This is a genomic window from Bacteroides clarus, assembly GCF_015555825.1.
In the GTDB taxonomy this organism is placed as follows: Bacteria; Bacteroidota; Bacteroidia; order Bacteroidales; family Bacteroidaceae; genus Bacteroides; species Bacteroides clarus.
In genome coordinates this window covers 186301-205359 of sequence record NZ_JADNLF010000003.1, presented here as the reverse complement: position 1 = coordinate 205359, position 19059 = coordinate 186301, and the positions used below count along the sequence as shown (strand labels likewise).

The window sequence follows — 19059 nt, the reverse complement described above, 5'->3', positions numbered from 1 at the left end:
TTCGGACAAGAGATATTCTGTTTTCTTATCGAAAATCTCGATGAAAAGTATATATTTGCAAAAAATATAAATAAACTAATACTAATTACTAATTTACAAAAACTTATTTTTATGTTTAGCAAACACCCTAATGGTTTGATTGCTGCCGCTTTGGCTAATATGGGAGAACGTTTCGGCTTCTATATCATGATGGCAATCCTTACACTGTTTATCTCGGCCAAGTTCGGGCTGTCTGAAACGACTACCGGATATATCTATTCCGCATTCTATGCATCCATCTATATTCTGGCATTGGCAGGCGGTATCATAGCTGACAAGACTAAAAACTTTAAAGGTACTATTCTTGCCGGTTTGGTGATGATGGCTGTCGGCTATTTGATTATTGCCATTCCTACTCCTACGCCGGTTCCCAGCATGGGACTTTACCTGGGATTGACTTGTCTCGGACTTTTGGTTATCGCTTTCGGTAACGGTTTGTTCAAAGGTAATCTTCAGGCATTGGTAGGTCAGATGTACGATGATCCAAAATACTCGAGTCTGCGTGACTCCGGTTTCCAAATTTTCTATATGTTTATCAATATCGGCGGTTTCTTTGCTCCGTGGATTGCTATCGGTGTACGTAACTGGTGGTTGAAGGTTAATAACTTCGATTATGATGCCACTTTACCCGAACTTTGTCACCAATTCCTTAAAGAAGGTGATAAAATGGCTCCTCAGGCAATGGAGAATCTTGCATCGTTGGCCGATAAGGTTACGCTCGACGGCAGCCACGTGGCTGATATGGGTGTATTTGTCAACAACTACCTGGATGTGTTTAACCGTGGTTTCCAATATGCTTTCATGGCTGCCATTGTTGCCATGTTGATTTCATTGGTAATCTATTTGGCCAATAAGAACCGTTTCCCCGATCCTGCAAAGAAAGTGGTAGCTGCCAAAGAGCAGAACGCTACTGTAAGCAAGGAAGAAATCAAGATGAGTGCGGCTGAAATCAAACAGCGTATTTACGCTTTGTTCGCTGTATTCGGTGTAGTGATTTTCTTTTGGTTGTCGTTCCACCAAAATGGTTATTCGCTGACTTACTTTGCGCGCGACTATGTAGACTTGAGCGTAATCGATATCGACCTCGGCTTTACCCGTATCAAGGGTGCTGAAATATTCCAGTGTGTAAATCCGTTCTTTGTGGTATTCCTTACTCCGTTTATCATGTGGTTCTTCGGCGCGCTGAAGAAGAAGGAGAAAGAACCTTCCACACCGATGAAGATTGCCATCGGTATGGGTATCGCGGCATTGGCTTATATTTTCCTTATGGTATTCTCGTTCACGCTGCCCGCCAAAGATGCGCTGAGTACAATGAGTGCGGCTGAAATTAATGCCATCCGTGTAACTCCGTGGATTATGATCGGTTTGTACTTCATCCTTACGGTTGCCGAATTGTTTATCTCGCCGCTGGGATTGTCTTTCGTATCGAAGGTGGCTCCTCCTCATTTGCAAGGTTTGATGCAGGGCTGTTGGTTGGCTGCGACCGCAGTAGGTAACTCGTTGCTTTTCATTGGCGGTATTCTTTATACTACCGTTCCAATCTGGGCTTGTTGGTTAGTCTTTGTAGGTGCGACGGGCGCTTCTATGATTGTAATGCTCTCAATGGTTAAGTGGCTGGAGAGAGTGGCAAAATAAATGAAAACCCAGTTAAATGAAGAATGAGAAATGAAGAATGAAGAATTTTTCATTTCTCATTCTTCATTTAAACTTAAATTTAAATTTCCTTTCCCATTATATAATCATTCATATAATACCCGTTTCCTATCGGGAAATCTCCTTCTCTTAATTTCTTCATTCCCATACGCTCATAAAAGTGTATTGCCTTATTATTACGGTTTACGTTTAATTCCAGCATACATGGTTCCGGATGCACTTCCTTGATGTATTTTATGGCTTCACGAAACAGGAAACTTCCACAGTGCGCCCCTTGATAATAGGGGAGTACATAAATCTTTTGCAGATGAAACAGGTTGTCGCCTTCCGGTTGTACGGATACATATCCTGCTGCTTCACACTCTTCGTAGGCTATGAGGTACACATGTCCTTCTTCTTCCATTTGCTTACGGATATTCTCCAAAGAGTACATCCATTCCATCATATATTCGGTTTGTTCCTTTGAAAGTATTTCCTTGTAGGTTTCGGGAAATATCTGCCAGGCAAGTTTGTGAATCAATTCACAATCGGCGCTTGTCGCTTTTCTGATAGTAAACATATTTGTGGCGTTTATATTGTTAATCGGATACAAATATAGCATGCTTTATGAAACGGTGTATCTTAATCGGCCGAAATTATAATCCGGTGCATCAGAGCTTAGCGTCGAGGTATATGTGTTGCAAACCTTAGGAATAAAAGGCATAAACTTTAGGTATTGGCGGGGTAAAATCCGGGATTATTGTTAATTAATATAAATATAAAGTACTTTGCAATACATAGTACTAATATAATACATATATTTGTGCCATACAAAGAATGTCGGTAGGGCATCTTTGTTGTAATTAATAAAGCAAATTAATAATGAATAGATTATGGATGTTAATAATGTAAAGTCGCAAATGCGTAAGGGCATGCTTGAATATTGCATCATGCTATTGCTCCATAAAGAACCGGCTTACGCTTCGGATATTATACAAAAACTGAAAGAAGCCCGGTTGATTGTGGTGGAAGGAACGCTGTATCCGTTACTTACCCGTTTGAAGAATGATGATTTATTGAGTTACGAATGGATAGAGTCCACGCAAGGGCCGCCACGCAAATACTATAAGCTGACAGAGAAAGGGGAGCTGTTTTTAGGTGAGCTGGAAGTATCTTGGCGGGAATTAAGTGATACGGTCAATCATATAGCGAATAATTAGCGGTTGGCAATTATATATATTAGATAATAAAGTAATAAATAAAAAACATATAACAATGAAAAAGACATTAACGGTAAACTTAGGCGGAACTGTTTTTCATATTGATGAAGACGCCTACCGTCTTTTGGATAATTATTTAAGTAATCTGAAGATACATTTCCGTAAGGAAGCCGGTGCAGACGAGATTATTGATGATATTGAGCGCCGTATTTCCGAGCTCTTTGCGGAGAAACTTACTGCGGGTTCGCAAGTGATTACCATTACTGATGTGGAAGAGGTTATTGCCCGTATGGGAAAACCGGAAGATATGGAAGCGGAAAACGATAGTGAGCCGTCGGTTGGCAATGCAACCCGTACTACGATACACCGCCGTCTTTACCGTAATCCGGATGATAAGTTACTGGGAGGTGTTATCAGCGGTATGGCTGCGTATTTGGGATGGGATGTGACTCTGCTCCGTCTGTTGTTGCTGGTTGTATTGATTTGTGGAGTAGGAACATTGATTCCGGTTTATATCGTTTGTTGGTTGGTTATTCCCGAAGCGCGTACAGCCGCCGAGAAACTGAGTATGCGCGGCGAAGCCGTTACAGTAGAAAATATAGGGAAGACCGTGACCGATGGTTTTGAAAAGGTTGCCAACGGTGTGAATGATTACATGAAATCCGATAAACCCCGTACTTTCTTGCAGAAGCTGGGTGATGCTTTGGTGATGGTGGCCGGTTGGTTTTTCAAAATCTGCCTGGTGATATTTGCCATTATTTGCAGTCCGCTATTGTTTGTGTTCGGGGTAGTATTTGTCGCGTTGCTTTTTGCGGCCGTGATGGTGGCTATTGGTGGCGGAGCTGCGCTTATCTCGATGTTCCCCACTTTTGATGTGATATTGCCTACTTCTCCGTTATCGGCTATTGTAATGTACATTGCGGGTGTTTTGCTGGTGGGCATTCCATTGGTAAGTCTTGTTTGGGCAATATTCAGCCAGATATTTAAGTGGCAGCCGATGGCTTCCGGCTTGAAATGGACTTTGGTTATTCTTTGGATTGTGAGTGCAGCCGTCTTTGGTATCTGCTTCGCTATGCAGGGAGCAACCTTCCCGATATTGGGCATTCTGGTGTGATTAATAGAATAATATCCTATTGATGCATTGGTAAATAGGAAGTTAATAGAATATTTATAGCAAGTTAATATCATAAAGAAAGGAAGTTAACATCATCGTACCAACGATGTTAACTTCCTTTTTTCATATCCTTTTTTATCTGCTTTCTTTATTGTTTAGCTGGTTTCAGCCATTTATCCAGCCATTCAAAGAATGTACGCTGCCACAGAATACCGTTTTGCGGTTTCAGTACCCAATGGTTTTCATCGGGATAGATAAGCAATTCGGCAGGCACGCCGCGCATGACGGCTGCATCAAAAGCGGCCATAGCTTGGTTGGCGAGAATACGGAAATCCTTTTCACCGTGGATACAGAGAATAGGAGTGTCCCATTTGTCTACAAAGAGGTGAGGGGAGTTGGCAAACGTACGTTGGGCTGTGGCATTGTTCTTTTCCCAGTATGCGCCGCCCATATCCCAGTTGGCAAACCATTTTTCTTCGGTTTCCAGGTATTGCATTTCCATATTGAAGATGCCGTCATGGGCGATAAATGCTTTGAAACGTTTGTCGTGATGTCCTGCAAGCCAGTAAACGGAGAAACCGCCGAAGCTGGCGCCTACACAACCCAAACGGTCTTTATCGACAAACGGCTCTTTCGCCATTTCATCAATGGCGGTGAAATAATCCTTCATGCACTGACCGCCGTAATCGCCGCTGATAGCCTCATTCCATTCTACGCCGAAGCCCGGAAGACCGCGACGGTTGGGAGCTACGATGATATAATCGTTGGCCGCCATAATCTGGAAATTCCAACGATAACTCCAGAACTGGCTGACAGGACTTTGAGGACCGCCTTCGCAGAAGAGCAGGGTAGGATACTTCTTGTTCGGGTCGAAGTGCGGCGGATAGATAACCCAGGTCAACATCTGCTTGCCGTCAGTGGTTTTCATCCAGCGTCCCTCTACTTTACCCATTTCCAGTTGGTCGTAGATTTGTTTGTTCTCGAAGGTGAGTTGCGTTACGGGATAAATCTCCTCTACCGGAGTATTGCTATCGGCATTGTTGTACGTATCGGTACCGAACATGCAGACAGGGAAAGGTTTGCTGTCCAACTGACCGATGGAGAAGATTTCATCGCCCATGGACATGGAGTGGCGTTTGGCAATCATACTGTTACCGCATAAGGCCATCGAAGCATAGTCGTACATGCCGTTGGTCAGTTGGTATATATGTTTGTCATCTTCCAAACCGGTGTTGTAGATTTGAGTTCTGCCCTGCCATACACCCAGGAAGAAGATGCTTTGCGAGTCTTTATTCCACAAGAAAGCGTCTACATTGGATTGGAATCCTTGGCTGACGAAACGTTTCTCTCCGGTAGCACGGTCCATTACACACAGGCGGTTGAGGTCTGCCTCATAGCCGTCGCGCTCCATACTCTGCCATGCGATGTATTTGCCGTCCGGAGAATATTGCGGATTGGTGTCGTAGCCCGCCATTTCGGTTTGACCGTCGGAAGCTTTCGCATCCTGTTTACAAAGGTTGACGAAGCCGCCTTTCTGTACGTCGTATTCATAGATATCCGAGTCGGTAGAAATAGCATATGCCAGTCCCGTTTTCATACGGCAGGTGAAAGCCACTTTATCCGATGCGGGGCTCCACGCCAGTTGCTCGATGCCGCCGAAAGGCTTCATCGGACTTTCATAGGGAAGTCCTTCAAGGATGTCTTTCACATTACTGATGCCATTGCCGTCGAATTCGGCAACGAAAGGATGCGGAGCGGTCGTTACCCATTCATCCCAATGTTTGTACATCAAATCGGTAACGATGATGCCGGTTGCCTTGGGCAAATCGGGATGCTTGTCGGCGGTGCTCTGCACGGTCTTTACTTGAGCGATGAAAAGTAATTTCTTACCATCGGGCGAGAAAGCAAATCCCTCGATATCTCCGTCATACTGAGTGAGTTGTTTGCGTTCCGTACCGTCCGGATTCATTTCCCATACTTGGCTGCTACCGCTTTCATTGCACAGGAAAGCGATTTTCTTGCCGTCCTTAATCCAGGCAGGCTGGCTTTCCTGCCAATTGTCACGAGTAATTTGCTTGTTATTGCTGCCGTCGGCATTCATAACAAACAATTCATTATTGCTCTTATTCTCCGGCACGCTGTAATAAGCTACCGAATAAGCAATCTGTTTCTCGTCGGGCGATACGGCTACGCTGCCGATACGTCCCATTGCCCAAAGCGCTTCGGGCGTCATACGCTGACCTTCGATTTTTATATCCGATCTCTCGATAAGCGCTCCGTTTTGTCCTGCTTCTTTGGTTCCGCCGCAGGATGCCAACATCATTGCTGCCGACATAAATAATAGGTTTGATTGTTTCATATATGTTTGAAGATTTATTTTGGTAGCGAAGATAGGGAATTAATTTAAATTTTCTTCAGACTCCATTTTCCTTTCTTCATATAGAAGTAACAAAGCACTAAAATACCTACGGAATAAACTATTTCCGATGTCCATGCAAATGCCACGTCTAACTTCAGATAGGCTACAATGTATGTGATATAGCAGGTGTAAATTACCAGCGTTATCAGCTCCAAGGCCAAGGCGGTACGTGTGTTACCCGTTCCCGATACGGACTGAAAATATACATTGGCCGGTACGAGAAACAAGTAAGCGGAGCAAAGCACCCACAGCGAGGGGATAGCCGCCTCTTGCAATTCCGGCATATCCGTATACACGCCCAATATCAATTTGGGGAACAGGGCGAAAAATACGGCAAACGGCAATACGAAAGCGTACGCGATACGTATATGTTGCCGTATTGTTCCGGGTACGCAGCTGATGTTTCCCGCTCCGATAAGGTTGCTGACCAATGAGCCGCAGGTCGACGCGAATGCCATCATCACCATAAACATGATTCCCGATACGTTACGGATGATATTTGTGATGGCCAGCGAACGTTCTCCCAAATGTTCTACGTAGAGGAACAGCAGGAACCAAGTAGAGAGTGACAGGAAATTCTGTACCATTGTCCAAAAAGAAACGTTGAGCATACGCTTGAGTATGTTCCAACGGATGCCCGGTATCTTGTCCAACCCATATTTGCGGATATCAATGCGGTTGCGGGTATAGATGATGAAGAATACCAATGAAACCAATTCCGCCAATGACGAGCCGATGGCCGCTCCGGCAATGCCGAGGACGGGGAAGCCGAACTTGCCGAATATCAGGATATAGTTGAAGACGACGTTGCTCAATACCATGACGATTGAGTTCAATGTCAGTGTCTTGGTTTGTGTCGTTCCCAGGAAAAACGCACGGAACATTACCGCCGTAAAGGAGAAGAAGAAACCGAAGACACGCCAGTTGAGATAACTCATTGCCGCATCATAAATATGCTCGGAAGAGACAAGCCGCTTCAATATCACCGGAGCAAAGCTATAACAGACGACAAACATAACCGCTGCCATTCCTAATTGAAAATAGATGCCTTGATAGAACAAGTTGCCTATTTCTTTATATTGCTGCTCACCGTTACGCCGTGCAATCAGAATTTGCGCTCCGATACTGAAACCGAAGGCCACCATGAACATTACTATATAGAAGATACCCGCAATGGCAGATGCTCCTAATTCTATTTCGCCTACACGTCCCAGGAAGGCGGTGTCTGTCATACCGATCATCTGCTCCATGAGCAAACTGATTAGGATAGGGTAGGCTATAAGCCAAATTTCTTTGTAGGTGTACTTAGTTTGCATATTCGATAAATAAGTTTTTTTGATATACTTGAAAAAATCATTTGATATACTTGATAACCCTTTTTGATGTACTTGAAAAAGGAAAAGAAAGCCGGGCAATGCGAATTGTCCGGCTCCCTTCTGAAAAAATATCTTGAACGGAAGTTTTATTTCCTGTTCTGTTTTTCTTTCATCATCTGTTCTTGCTGCTTTTGCATGGCTTCAAGACGGGCGGCAAAGCCGGTTTTCTTCATTTTCTTCGGGTCTTTCTTCTTCGCTTCCAGTTGTGCAAGAAGAGCTTCCTCATTAGTCATCTTACGCATGATGAGCGTAGTCACTACGCTGATAAGCGTGGAAATGAAGTAGTAATAGTTCAGTCCCGAAGGATAATCGTTCAATATGAACAGGAACATAACAGGCATCAGGTATGACATCCATTTCATAGCCGCCATTTGCGGATTGGCGCCGGTATCCTGCTGCTGCATCATAAACCTGGTGTTCAGAATATTTGTTACGGTCATCAACAAACAGAATAAACTGAGGTGACTGCCCAGGAACGGAATATGGAACGGGAAGTTGATGAATGCGTCGTATGTAGACAAGTCATCGGCCCACAAGAAACTTTGCTGGCGAAGCTCGATAGCACTCGGTACGAACATAAACAAGGCCATTAAGATGGGGAACTGAATCAGCATAGGCAAACATCCGCCCATCGGGCTGACACCGTACTGGCTATACAATCCCATTACTTCCTGCTGTTTCTTCATGGCATCTTCCTGCTTGGGATATTTCTTGCCGATTTCGTCGATTTTAGGTTTCAGGACGCGCATTTTAGCAGAAGAAATATACGTTTTCCAGGTTGCGGGGAATACCACTGCTTTTACAATCAGTGTCATCAGCAACAAAACGATACCCATGCTCAATCCCCAGCTGGATAACCAGTCGAAGATGTTGATGGTGAACCATTTGTTTATCCAGCGGATTAACGGCCAGCCCAAGTATACCAAGCGGTTGAGTTCCCACTTATCCTCACGTCCCTTATCGAGCGCAGTCAGTGTTTTGTAGTGGTTCGGACCGAAGTAGAAGAACAGTTGAGTAGGAGTTTTGCCCGTCGGATCGAAAGCCGTACTCATTTCAGCGGAATAATCCTTGATATATCCGCTGCCCTGCGCTTCCATTTTTGAGTTTAACTTGGTCTTTTCAAAGTCTGCATCGGCCAGGAATACAGAAGAGAAGAACTGATTCTTGAAAGCAATCCAGTCCAAACGTTCTGCGACTTCTTTTTCATCATTCTTACCGGCGGATAGATAGTCGGTTCCGTCTCCGGTAATTTTATAAGTCAGTTCCGACAAACGGTTTTCGTACGTATACCCCTTTTCTATCTGGCGTGCACGTTGCGACCACTCGATATCCACATAGTCGGTACTTGCCAGTTTGTTTGCCATGCCTGTTGCGTCAATCGTAAAGTCTACCAGATAAGTGTCATTATGCATGGCATAATTAAAGTCGATATAGCTGGCGCTATCTGCCGACAAACGCATGGTTACGGTACTGTCCGTACGGTTTACCACTGTAAAGTAGTAATCTTCCGTCTGTATCGTTTCCTTTTTGTTGTAGAAAAGGAAGTTCATGGAAGCGTCGTCGCCGCTGAATAAAGTAACAGGAGTCTTCTTGTCCTGTCCCATATACTCTTTCAACGTAGCTGATGAAATACGTCCGCCTTTAGTGGCTACCGTCAGTTCCGCCAGGTTGTTTTGTATTGTAACCTGTGAGTCGGTTCCTTGAAGCGCATTAAAGAATAGGGCGGTGGAATCTGCCGTTTGAGCTTCTTTGTCATTAGCCAGGGCGGCTTCCGCCTTTGCTTTCAGGTCAGCTTCGCGTTGTTGTACTTGGGCTATGGAGTCATAATAACGTTGCTGTGCGGCCAGCTGCTCCTTGCTCGGACGGCTTAGGAAACTGAATCCGACTAACAAAACGGCTATTAGGACAAGGCCTGTGATGGTATTTTTATCCATTTAGTCAAATATGAATTATCTATTATTAATTAGTAATGATTACTTCTTTTCATTTTCAATCGCAGCTTTCACAAAGGCTACGAACAACGGGTGCGGGTGTAATACTGTACTGCTGTATTCCGGATGGAACTGGGTTCCCACAAACCACTTCAATGCAGGAATTTCCACGATTTCCACTAAATCGGATTCCGGATTGATACCTACGCATTTCATGCCTGCCGCCTCATATTCCGTTTTATAGGCGGAATTAAACTCGTAACGGTGGCGATGACGCTCCTGTATGTGCTCTGTTCCGTAGGCTTCGTATGCTTTGCTGCCTTCTTGCAATACGCACTCATAGGCGCCCAAGCGCATGGTACCTCCCATATTGGTAATGGATTTTTGTTCCTCCATGATGTCGATAACGTTGTGAGGCGTCTTTTCGTCCATTTCGCGTGAATTGGCGTCTGCGTATCCCAAGACATTGCGGGCGAATTCGATGGCGATGCACTGCATGCCCAAGCAAATACCGAATGTCGGAATATCGTGCGTACGCGCATATTTGATAGCTACAAATTTACCTGCGATGCCGCGTTCGCCGAAGCCCGGTCCGATGAGAACACCCGACATGCCTTTTAATGCTTCCGCTACATTTTCGTCTGTCAGCTTTTCGCTGTTTACAAAATCTACGGATACCTTGCGGTCATTATATGTTCCGGCTTGTGAAAGGGCTTCGCGGATGGATTTGTAAGCATCCTGCAAGTCGTATTTACCCACCAGCGCAATGTGTACCGGTTCTGTTGTTTCTGCCTTATGACGACGTTCGAGGAAAGCGCGCCAGGGGCCCAGTCCCGGAGTGTCGCCCACAGGAAGTCCCATTTTTTTCAAGATGGTTTCATCCAATCCCTGAGCTTGCATCAAGATAGGCACTTCATAGATGGTCGGCGCATCAATGCTCTGTACAACGGCATTTTCGTCCACGTTACAGAAAAGGGCTACCTTCTTGCGTAAATTAGTGCTCAATTCGTGTTCCGTACGGAGCACAAGCACGTCGGGCTGAATTCCGGCGCTTTGCAATTCTTTTACGGAATGCTGGGTGGGTTTTGTTTTCAATTCACCGGCAGCGGCGAGGTAGGGCACATAAGTAAGGTGTACGCATAACGCGTCTTTACCCAGTTCCCATTTCAGTTGGCGGATACTCTCCAAATACGGAAGAGACTCGATGTCACCTACCGTACCGCCGATTTCAGTAATAACAAAATCGAACTTGTATTTGTTGCCCAACAGCTTTACGTTACGCTTGATTTCATCTGTGATATGAGGGATCACCTGAATGGTCTTTCCCAGATAATCGCCGCGACGCTCTTTGTCGATAACGCTCTTATAGATACGTCCGGTTGTAATGTTGTTAGCTTTGGTAGTCTGGATGCCCAGGAAGCGTTCATAGTGTCCCAAGTCAAGGTCAGCTTCGTGACCGTCTACCGTTACGTAGCATTCTCCGTGTTCATAAGGGTTCAGTGTGCCCGGGTCGATATTGATATACGGGTCGAACTTTTGAATCGTTACTTTATAACCTCTTGCTTGCAATAATTTACCGATGGATGACGAAATAATACCTTTACCTAATGAAGAGGCAACGCCACCGGTGACGAAAATATACTTTGTTTCTCCCACAGCTATACTGTTTTTAAATGTTTTCTCTAAAAATTAAAGCGCAAAATTATGAAAAAAAAGAGGAAGTACATAACAGTTTAGTGAAAACAATTATAAAAAGTGGAATATGTGCGCATAATAAGGTTCTGATAAACTTTCACTTCCTACCTTTTGTTATCTGAACATTTTGATTTAATTTTGCGTTCAAATATAGATTTTAAGAAAAAAGTATGAGGAATAGACGCGTTTTAATAGGATTGGTTGCCGCACTACTTTCATTTCCGGTGATAGCCCAGAATTCTGCAAAGAATATAAAGAAACAGGCTGTAACGGAGAATGCGGATACATTGTCGGGTATTTGGAGTCAAAACTGGATATTGAAGCTGAAACCTTACAATGATGGATATCGGTTGGATACGGTCTCTGTGTTGTATGAGAAGTATTTCGGGGTACTGAATTATTTGAATGATCCGGCTACTCCCGAACGCTACATCGCGTACAATCCGAATTACTACCGCATGTTCGTTCCCACTACTTATTATTATGCTCCGATGGAACGTATGTCACAGGTCAACTGGACTTTTCAGAAACCTGATACGGTACCTGCCCTGACAAAAGAGCTTTTGCCTTTCGATACATTGAGCTTCTTGTCGAAAGAGAATGCCAATAAGGTTGTGGATCGTGTGATGATGAGTACGTATATCAATCGTCCGGATTTAGTGGTAATGACTGAAAAGGAGATTAAAAAGAAGAAATTGTTCAAAGATAATATAGAAAAGGAAGTTTCCTCCAAACCTTCCGTAGCAAAGCTTTTTGCCCAAGAGAAAATGGTGGGAGTGAAGGAAGAGGCTGAAGTCGTGATACAGAAGCCTAACTGGTGGGTGACCGGCGGAAACGGTTCGTTGCAGATTACGCAAAACTATATTTCCGATAACTGGTACAAAGGTGGTGAAAGTACCAACGCTTTGCTTGCCAACTTGCAGTTGTTTGCCAATTACAATGATAAAGAGAAGGTTCAATGGGAGAATATGCTGGACGCTAAATTAGGTTTCAGCTCCGCGCCTTCCGATGAATTTCACGATTATTTGGTAAGTACCGACCAGCTTCGTATTTATAGTAAATTGGGTATTCAGGCTGCATCCAAATGGTACTATACCGTTTCTACGGAATTTAAAACGCAGTTCTGCCATGGTTATAAAGCAAACAGTGAGGAACTGGTTTCTGCATTCTTCGCTCCGGCGGATTGGTCATCCAGTATCGGTATGGATTATAAATTGAAAAAGAAAAAGTTCAACTTATCTGTTTTCATAGCTCCGTTGACTTATATGCTGCGCTATGTAGGCAATAAAGATGTGGATGAAGTGAAGTTTGGTTTGGATGAGGGCACATGCGTCAAGCACAATTTCGGTTCTCAAATACAACCGACTTTGTCATGGACTATCATCCCTTCCATTGTTTTGGACTCACGGCTGGATTTCCAGACCAGTTATGAGTGGACGCGTATCGAGTGGGAAAATACGGTTAATTTTGTGTTGAACCGTTATCTTTCCACCAAGCTCTATGTTCATGCCCGTTTTGATGATAGCGCCAAGCCGACCGAAGGAGACAGCTATTTCCAAGTAAAGGAATTGTTGAGTTTTGGTATCAATTACAAATGGTAACCATATATATTGTTAACGGCTGAAAAGAGCGCTCCGTTGGATGACAACGGAGCGCTCTTTTTCTTTTTCCGGTAGAAAAAATCAAGAAAAATCACTAAAATCAGGAAAAAGAACGTTTACGCACACAGAAAAAGTTATCTAATCCCTTGCAGTTCGCAAATAATGCGTAAATTTGCCGCGATTTGTAATGCACACTTTGCAAAATGGCGAATACTATAAAACATCAGGGTATTGTGGAAAACATAAACGGTTCTCATCTTCAAGTGAGAATTATTCAAACTTCGGCATGCGCTTCATGCAGTATCAAAGGACATTGCAGTTCCGCCGATACGAAAGAGAAGCTCATCGATGTTACAGACGATAACGTATCTTCCTATCAGCCGGGTGACCGTGTATGGGTTATCGGCGAATTATCGATGGGAGTGATGGCGGTTCTGTTAGCCTTTATACTACCTTTCCTTGTTTTAATCTTTTCCCTTTTTATCTTTATGGCTATATGGAATGACGAGCTGGGTTCGGCGCTTTGCTCGTTGGCTCTCCTTATACCTTATTATTATATATTGTGGCTGAACAAGTCGCGGTTGGGAAAGAAGTTCTCTTTCTCAATAAGCCCCATGAACTAACTAATACATAAAACAAATAATTAATAAACAACTAATTTATGAATGTAATTCTGATTGCAGTAATTTCATTGGGAGCGATAGCGCTGGTGTCAGCGGCTATTCTTTATGTAGCTTCCAAGAAATTTGCCGTGTATGAAGATCCGCGAATTGCACAGGTGGCCGAAGTGCTTCCCCAAGCAAATTGCGGTGGATGTGGTTACCCGGGTTGTAGCGGATTTGCCGATGCTTGCGTGAAGGCCGGTTCGCTTGAAGGTAAACTTTGTCCGGTGGGTGGACAACCCGTTATGACTAAGGTTGCTGAAATCCTGGGATTGGATGCTGCCGCCGCCGAACCGATGGTTGCAGTGGTTAGATGTAACGGAACATGCGCCAACCGTCCTCGCGTCAATCAATATGACGGCGCAAAGAGTTGTGCTATCGCATCTTCTCTTTACGGTGGTGAAACCGGTTGCAGCTTTGGCTGCTTGGGCTGTGGCGACTGTGTGGTTGCCTGTCAGTTCGATGCTATTCACATGAATCCCGAAACCGGACTTCCGGAGGTGGATGAAGCGAAATGTACTGCTTGTGGCGCATGCGCTAAGGCTTGTCCGAGAAACATTATTGAAATCCGCCCGCAAGGTAAGAAATCCCGCCGGGTGTATGTACAATGTGTAAACAAGGATAAGGGTGCTGTGGCACGTAAGGCTTGTACCGTAGCTTGTATCGGTTGCGGCAAGTGTGTGAAAGTATGTCCGTTCGAAGCAATTACATTGGAAAATAATCTGGCCTACATCGACCCGAATAAGTGTAAATCTTGCCGTAAGTGCGAAGAAGTTTGTCCGCAGGGCACAATTATAGCACTGAACTTCCCGCCGCGTAAGCCAAAGGCAGAGGGGGAAACTCCGGTTGTAGCTCCTAAGGCTGCAGAAGCTACTACGAAGGTAGCGGAAGCTCCGAAGAAAACGGTGGAAAGCCCCAAAGCTCCTGAGGCTCCTGCAACAGAAGCTCCGAAAGCAGAGGCATAATATTAAAAGAAATTAAACGACTAAAAATACAGAATTGTATGTTGAAGACATTTTCAATTGGTGGAGTTCATCCACACGAAAATAAACTTTCAGCACATCAGCCTATCGTGAAGGCAGAGATTCCGGCAAAAGCCGTTATCTTATTGAGCCAGCATATCGGTGCTCCTGCAAAGCCTATCGTAGCTAAAGGTGATGTTGTGAAAGTAGGTACAAAGATTGCCGAACCCGGCGGCTTCGTATCGGCAGCCATCCATTCGTCTGTCAGCGGAAAGGTCGCTAAAATTGACACAGTTGTCGATGCCAGCGGATACGCTAAACCGGCTATCTTCATTGATGTAGAGGGAGATGAGTGGGAAGAATCCATCGACCGTACCGATACGTTGGTAAAAGAGTGTAACCTCACAGCCGAGGAAATCGTGAAGAAGATTGCGGACGCCGGTATCGTAGGTTTGGGCGGCGCTTGTTTCCCGACACAAGTAAAATTGTGTCCACCGCCTGCATTTAAGGCGGAATGTGTTATTATCAATGCCGTAGAGTGCGAACCGTATCTGACCGCCGACCATCAGTTAATGCTGGAGCATGCCGAAGAAATAATGGTAGGTGTTTCTATTTTGATGAAAGCCGTTAAAGTAAACAAGGCATTTATCGGTATCGAGAACAATAAACCCGATGCTATCCAGTTGATGACGAAAGTAGCCGCCGGTTATGCCGGTATCGAGGTTGTTCCTTTGAAAGTACAATATCCGCAAGGCGGTGAAAAACAGTTGATTGATGCTGTTATCAGCCGTCAGGTTGCTGCTGGCGCATTGCCTATCTCTACGGGTGCTGTGGTGCAGAATGTAGGTACCGCATTTGCCGTATATCAGGCTGTGCAGAAGAATAAGCCGCTGTTTGAACGCGTTATTACCGTTACCGGTAAATCTTTGTCCAAACCCTCTAACTTCCTGGCACGTATCGGTACGCCGATGAAGCAGCTGATTGATGCTTGTGGCGGTTTGCCCGAAGATACGGGTAAGGTTATCGGCGGTGGACCGATGATGGGTAAAGCTCTGGTAAATACCGATGTGCCGACAGCTAAAGGCAGTTCCGGTATTCTGATTATGAACGATAAAGAGGCTAAGCGCGGTGAGGTACAACCGTGTATCCGTTGCGCCAAATGCGTAGGTGCTTGTCCGATGGGACTGGAACCCTACTTGCTTGCTACTGTATCGGCTCACGGAGACTTTGAGAGAGTAGAGAAAGAAGATATCATGTCATGTATCGAATGCGGCTCATGCCAGTTCACTTGTCCTTCCAACCGTCCGATGTTGGACTACATCCGTTTAGGTAAGGGAAAAGTAGGAGCGATGATACGTGCACGTCAAGTAAAAAAATGAAAGAATTAATTTAGTATAATCTTATGAATAAATTAATCGTATCCCTTTCGCCCCATGTTCACGGCGGTGACAGCGTAAAGAAGAATATGTACGGCGTGCTTATAGCATTGATTCCTGCATTTCTTGTATCGCTTTACTTTTTCGGACTGGGCGCACTGATTGTTACGGCTACTTCCGTAGCGGCCTGCTTGTTCTTTGAATGGGCTATCGGCAAATTCCTGATGAAGAAAGAAACCACAACTATCTGTGACGGCTCTGCCATTATCACCGGTGTGTTGCTGGCCTTCAACCTGCCTTCCAATCTTCCTATCTGGATTATCATTTTAGGCGCATTGTTTGCTATCGGCGTAGGCAAGATGTCTTTCGGTGGTCTGGGCTGTAATCCTTTTAATCCGGCATTGGCAGGACGTGTGTTCTTGCTGCTGTCATTCCCTGTGCAGATGACTACATGGCCTGCCGTGGGACAGTTGACCGCTTATACGGATGCCACTACGGCTGCTACACCGTTGGCTATTATGAAAGGTGTAATCAGCGGTGCTCCGGGAATGTCTTTAAGCGACCTTCCTGCATCTTTCGACCTGCTGATCGGTAATAACGGCGGTTGTTTGGGCGAAGTCAGCGCATTGGCTCTGTTGTTGGGATTGGCTTATATGTTGTGGAAAAAGATTATAACCTGGCATATTCCTGTTTCCATCTTGGTTACGGTATTTGTTTTTTCCGGTATCATGTATTGGACTAATCCGGAAATCTATGTGTCTCCGGTGATACAACTGCTGTCCGGTGGTTTGATGCTGGGTGCTATCTTCATGGCTACGGACTATGTCACTTCTCCGATGAGCCATAAGGGAATGTTGATTTACGGCGTATGTATCGGTTTGCTGACAGTCATCATCCGTCTGTTCGGTGCATATCCCGAAGGTATGTCGTTCGCTATTCTGATTATGAATGCGTTCACTCCGCTGATTAACACGTATGTTAAACCTAAACGCTTTGGGGAGGTAGCGAAGAAGAAATGAAAAAGTTAGAATCATCCTTAAAGAATATGTTGCTGGTGCTTACGGGAGTTACTGCTATTTCCGTAGCCTTGCTGGCCTATGTCAACGAATTGACAAAAGAACCTATTGCGCAAGCCAATGCCAAGACCTTGAGCGATGCAGTCAGTGCAGTTGTTCCCGGTTTTGACAATGATCCGATTGCGGAAAAGAAAGCCCAAGAGGTTAACGGTGTTGAATACTCCGTATATCCCGCCACCAAAGAAGGTAAATTCATTGGCGCGGCTGTTGAAGCGGCAGCCATGGGCTTCGGCGGTGAACTGAAAGTCCTGGTCGGTTTCGATGCTGAGGGTAAGATTATCGATTACTCCTTGCTGTCGCACGTAGAAACTCCGGGATTGGGTTCCAAGGCTGCCGATTGGTTTAAGAAAGGAAACAAGGGAGATATTACGGGTATGAATCCCGGTGAAGCTCCTCTGACTGTAAGTAAAGACGGTGGTAAAGTAGACGCTATTACAGCTTCAACCATTACTTCACGTGCGTTCCTGAACGCTGTAAATGTTGCATACGCTGCGTATGCGGGTCAAAACACAGCCGATGGAGCTACGGGAGCTACTCAAAAGAATGTGGAAGAAGCCGCTGATACCAATACGGCTACGGGAGCTACCATTAAAGTTGAACTCACTGATTCTGTCAGTGCTAAATAAGAAAGGAGTAGAGATATGAATAATTTTAAAGTATTGATGAACGGGATTGTTAAAGAGAATCCTACGTTTGTGCTCCTGCTTGGTATGTGTCCTACACTGGGTACTACTTCATCTGCCATCAACGGTATGGGTATGGGCTTGGCTACGGCATTCGTACTGATATGTTCCAATGTGGTAATTTCTGCGATTAAGAATCTTATTCCGGATATGGTACGTATTCCTGCGTTTGTGGTCGTTATCGCATCATTCGTAACATTATTGCAGATGATAATGCAAGCTTATGTTCCTGCATTGTATGCGACGTTAGGCTTATTTATTCCGTTGATTGTGGTAAACTGTATCCTGCTGGGACGTGCCGAAGCTTTTGCCGCCAAAAACGGTCCGGTGGCTTCTATGTTCGATGGTTTGGGCATGGGACTCGGTTTTACTTTAGGTTTGACTTTGCTGGGCGCTGTTCGCGAATTTCTGGGCACGGGTAAGATTTTCAATCTTACGATTCTTCCCGAAGAATACGGAATGTTGGTGTTTGTACTTGCTCCGGGTGCATTTATTGCGTTGGGATACCTCATTGCGTTGGTTAACAGCTTCAAGAAAGCGTAGTTTGTAATTCATAATTAGAATTGATATTATGGAATATATATTGATATTTATCTCGGCAATCTTTGTCAATAACATTGTGTTGTCGCAGTTCTTGGGTATTTGTCCGTTCCTGGGTGTGTCCAAGAAAGTGGAGACGGCGTTGGGTATGTCGGCAGCGGTGGCTTTCGTGCTTACCATTGCAACAATCGTAACGTTCCTCATTCAGAAGTATGTGCTCGATGCTTTCGATTTAGGGTATCTTCAAACCATCACCTTTATCCTTGTGATTGCCGCATTGGTGCAGATGGTGGAAATTATCCTGAAAAAAGTATCTCCTTCTTTATATCAGGCTTTAGGTGTGTTCTTGCCTTTGATTACGACAAACTGTTGTATTCTCGGTGTAGCTATTCTCGTTATCCAGAAAGATTACGATTTGCTGACCGGTGTGGTTTACGCATTCTCCACTGCCCTTGGCTTTGGTTTGGCGTTGACACTCTTTGCGGGTTTACGCGAACAGATGAGTTTGGTAAACATACCGAAAGGCATGCAGGGAACTCCGATAGCTTTGATTACCGCCGGTTTGCTGGCTATGGCATTTATGGGCTTCTCCGGTGTAGTTAAAATCTAAGATATACTTGGAAGTCAAGATAAGGCGAAAGAGCTGTTCTCTTTGTAAAAGAAGAGGATAGCCCTTTCGCTTTGTCTTTTATATGAGGAGTTATCGCGCACGGTCAGGGTGGAGTAATCTTTC

Annotated in this window: 16 protein-coding genes; 11 read left to right on the top strand and 5 right to left on the bottom strand. The window is 44.7% G+C overall.

Annotated features, from left to right (window positions below; all coding sequences use genetic code 11):
- Nucleotides 1–111 precede the first annotated feature (111 nt).
- The gene (locus tag I2F54_RS04935) at nucleotides 112–1674 is read left to right on the top strand and encodes a peptide MFS transporter (RefSeq protein ID WP_118047759.1); all 1563 of its coding nucleotides are present in this window, start codon (nucleotides 112–114) and stop codon (nucleotides 1672–1674) included.
- A gap of 79 nt (nucleotides 1675–1753) precedes the next feature.
- Here the strand turns inward: I2F54_RS04935 and I2F54_RS04930 are convergent, their stop codons facing one another.
- On the bottom strand, nucleotides 1754–2251 hold the full coding sequence (locus I2F54_RS04930; RefSeq protein WP_022218814.1) for a GNAT family N-acetyltransferase: 498 nt from the start codon (nucleotides 2249–2251) through the stop codon (nucleotides 1754–1756).
- Between the two features lie 313 nt (nucleotides 2252–2564).
- On the opposite strand from I2F54_RS04930, the gene I2F54_RS04925 reads away from it, so the two are divergent.
- Nucleotides 2565–2891, top strand: coding sequence for a PadR family transcriptional regulator (locus I2F54_RS04925; protein ID WP_009121048.1), 327 nt, complete (start codon nucleotides 2565–2567; stop codon nucleotides 2889–2891).
- 55 nt (nucleotides 2892–2946) lie between these two features.
- The gene (locus I2F54_RS04920; RefSeq protein ID WP_195500630.1) at nucleotides 2947–4005 is read left to right on the top strand and encodes a PspC domain-containing protein; all 1059 of its coding nucleotides are present in this window, start codon (nucleotides 2947–2949) and stop codon (nucleotides 4003–4005) included.
- A 148-nt stretch (nucleotides 4006–4153) separates the two neighbouring features.
- On the opposite strand, the gene I2F54_RS04915 is transcribed toward I2F54_RS04920, so the two are convergent.
- The 4 genes from I2F54_RS04915 to I2F54_RS04900 form a co-directional block, all read right to left on the bottom strand.
- Complete coding sequence (locus I2F54_RS04915; RefSeq protein ID WP_229097133.1) at nucleotides 4154–6364, bottom strand: dipeptidyl-peptidase 5; 2211 nt, start codon at nucleotides 6362–6364, stop codon at nucleotides 4154–4156.
- A 44-nt stretch (nucleotides 6365–6408) separates the two neighbouring features.
- Entirely contained in the window at nucleotides 6409–7740 is a 1332-nt protein-coding gene (locus tag I2F54_RS04910; protein WP_087426030.1) for an MATE family efflux transporter, read from the bottom strand.
- 146 nt (nucleotides 7741–7886) lie between these two features.
- Nucleotides 7887–9734, bottom strand: coding sequence for a membrane protein insertase YidC (yidC, locus tag I2F54_RS04905; protein ID WP_009121044.1), 1848 nt, complete (start codon nucleotides 9732–9734; stop codon nucleotides 7887–7889).
- Nucleotides 9735–9773: 39 nt separating this feature from the next.
- Complete coding sequence (locus I2F54_RS04900; protein WP_009121043.1) at nucleotides 9774–11387, bottom strand: CTP synthase; 1614 nt, start codon at nucleotides 11385–11387, stop codon at nucleotides 9774–9776.
- Nucleotides 11388–11596: 209 nt separating this feature from the next.
- On the opposite strand from I2F54_RS04900, the gene I2F54_RS04895 reads away from it, so the two are divergent.
- From I2F54_RS04895 to rsxA, 8 genes are all read left to right on the top strand, one after another.
- Nucleotides 11597–13027, top strand: a complete 1431-nt coding sequence (locus I2F54_RS04895; RefSeq protein ID WP_009121041.1) for a DUF3078 domain-containing protein — start codon at nucleotides 11597–11599, stop codon at nucleotides 13025–13027.
- A gap of 203 nt (nucleotides 13028–13230) precedes the next feature.
- Entirely contained in the window at nucleotides 13231–13650 is a 420-nt protein-coding gene (locus I2F54_RS04890; RefSeq protein ID WP_009121040.1) for a SoxR reducing system RseC family protein, read from the top strand.
- A gap of 38 nt (nucleotides 13651–13688) precedes the next feature.
- Nucleotides 13689–14654 (top strand): Fe-S cluster domain-containing protein, encoded by a 966-nt coding sequence (locus I2F54_RS04885; protein ID WP_022218819.1) that lies wholly within the window; start codon nucleotides 13689–13691, stop codon nucleotides 14652–14654.
- A gap of 38 nt (nucleotides 14655–14692) precedes the next feature.
- Complete coding sequence (gene rsxC / locus I2F54_RS04880) at nucleotides 14693–16030, top strand: electron transport complex subunit RsxC (protein WP_087411892.1); 1338 nt, start codon at nucleotides 14693–14695, stop codon at nucleotides 16028–16030.
- A 23-nt stretch (nucleotides 16031–16053) separates the two neighbouring features.
- Nucleotides 16054–17046 (top strand): RnfABCDGE type electron transport complex subunit D, encoded by a 993-nt coding sequence (locus I2F54_RS04875; protein WP_009121037.1) that lies wholly within the window; start codon nucleotides 16054–16056, stop codon nucleotides 17044–17046.
- Entirely contained in the window at nucleotides 17043–17729 is a 687-nt protein-coding gene (locus tag I2F54_RS04870; RefSeq protein WP_009121036.1) for an RnfABCDGE type electron transport complex subunit G, read from the top strand. The genes I2F54_RS04875 and I2F54_RS04870 overlap by 4 nt, the downstream gene beginning before the upstream one ends.
- Before the next feature lie 15 nt (nucleotides 17730–17744).
- A complete protein-coding gene (rsxE, locus tag I2F54_RS04865; RefSeq protein ID WP_022218821.1) occupies nucleotides 17745–18329 on the top strand; it encodes an electron transport complex subunit RsxE in 585 nt (194 codons plus the stop codon).
- Nucleotides 18330–18357: 28 nt separating this feature from the next.
- Complete coding sequence (rsxA, locus tag I2F54_RS04860) at nucleotides 18358–18936, top strand: electron transport complex subunit RsxA (protein ID WP_009121034.1); 579 nt, start codon at nucleotides 18358–18360, stop codon at nucleotides 18934–18936.
- The last annotated feature ends 123 nt before the right edge of the window (nucleotides 18937–19059 follow it).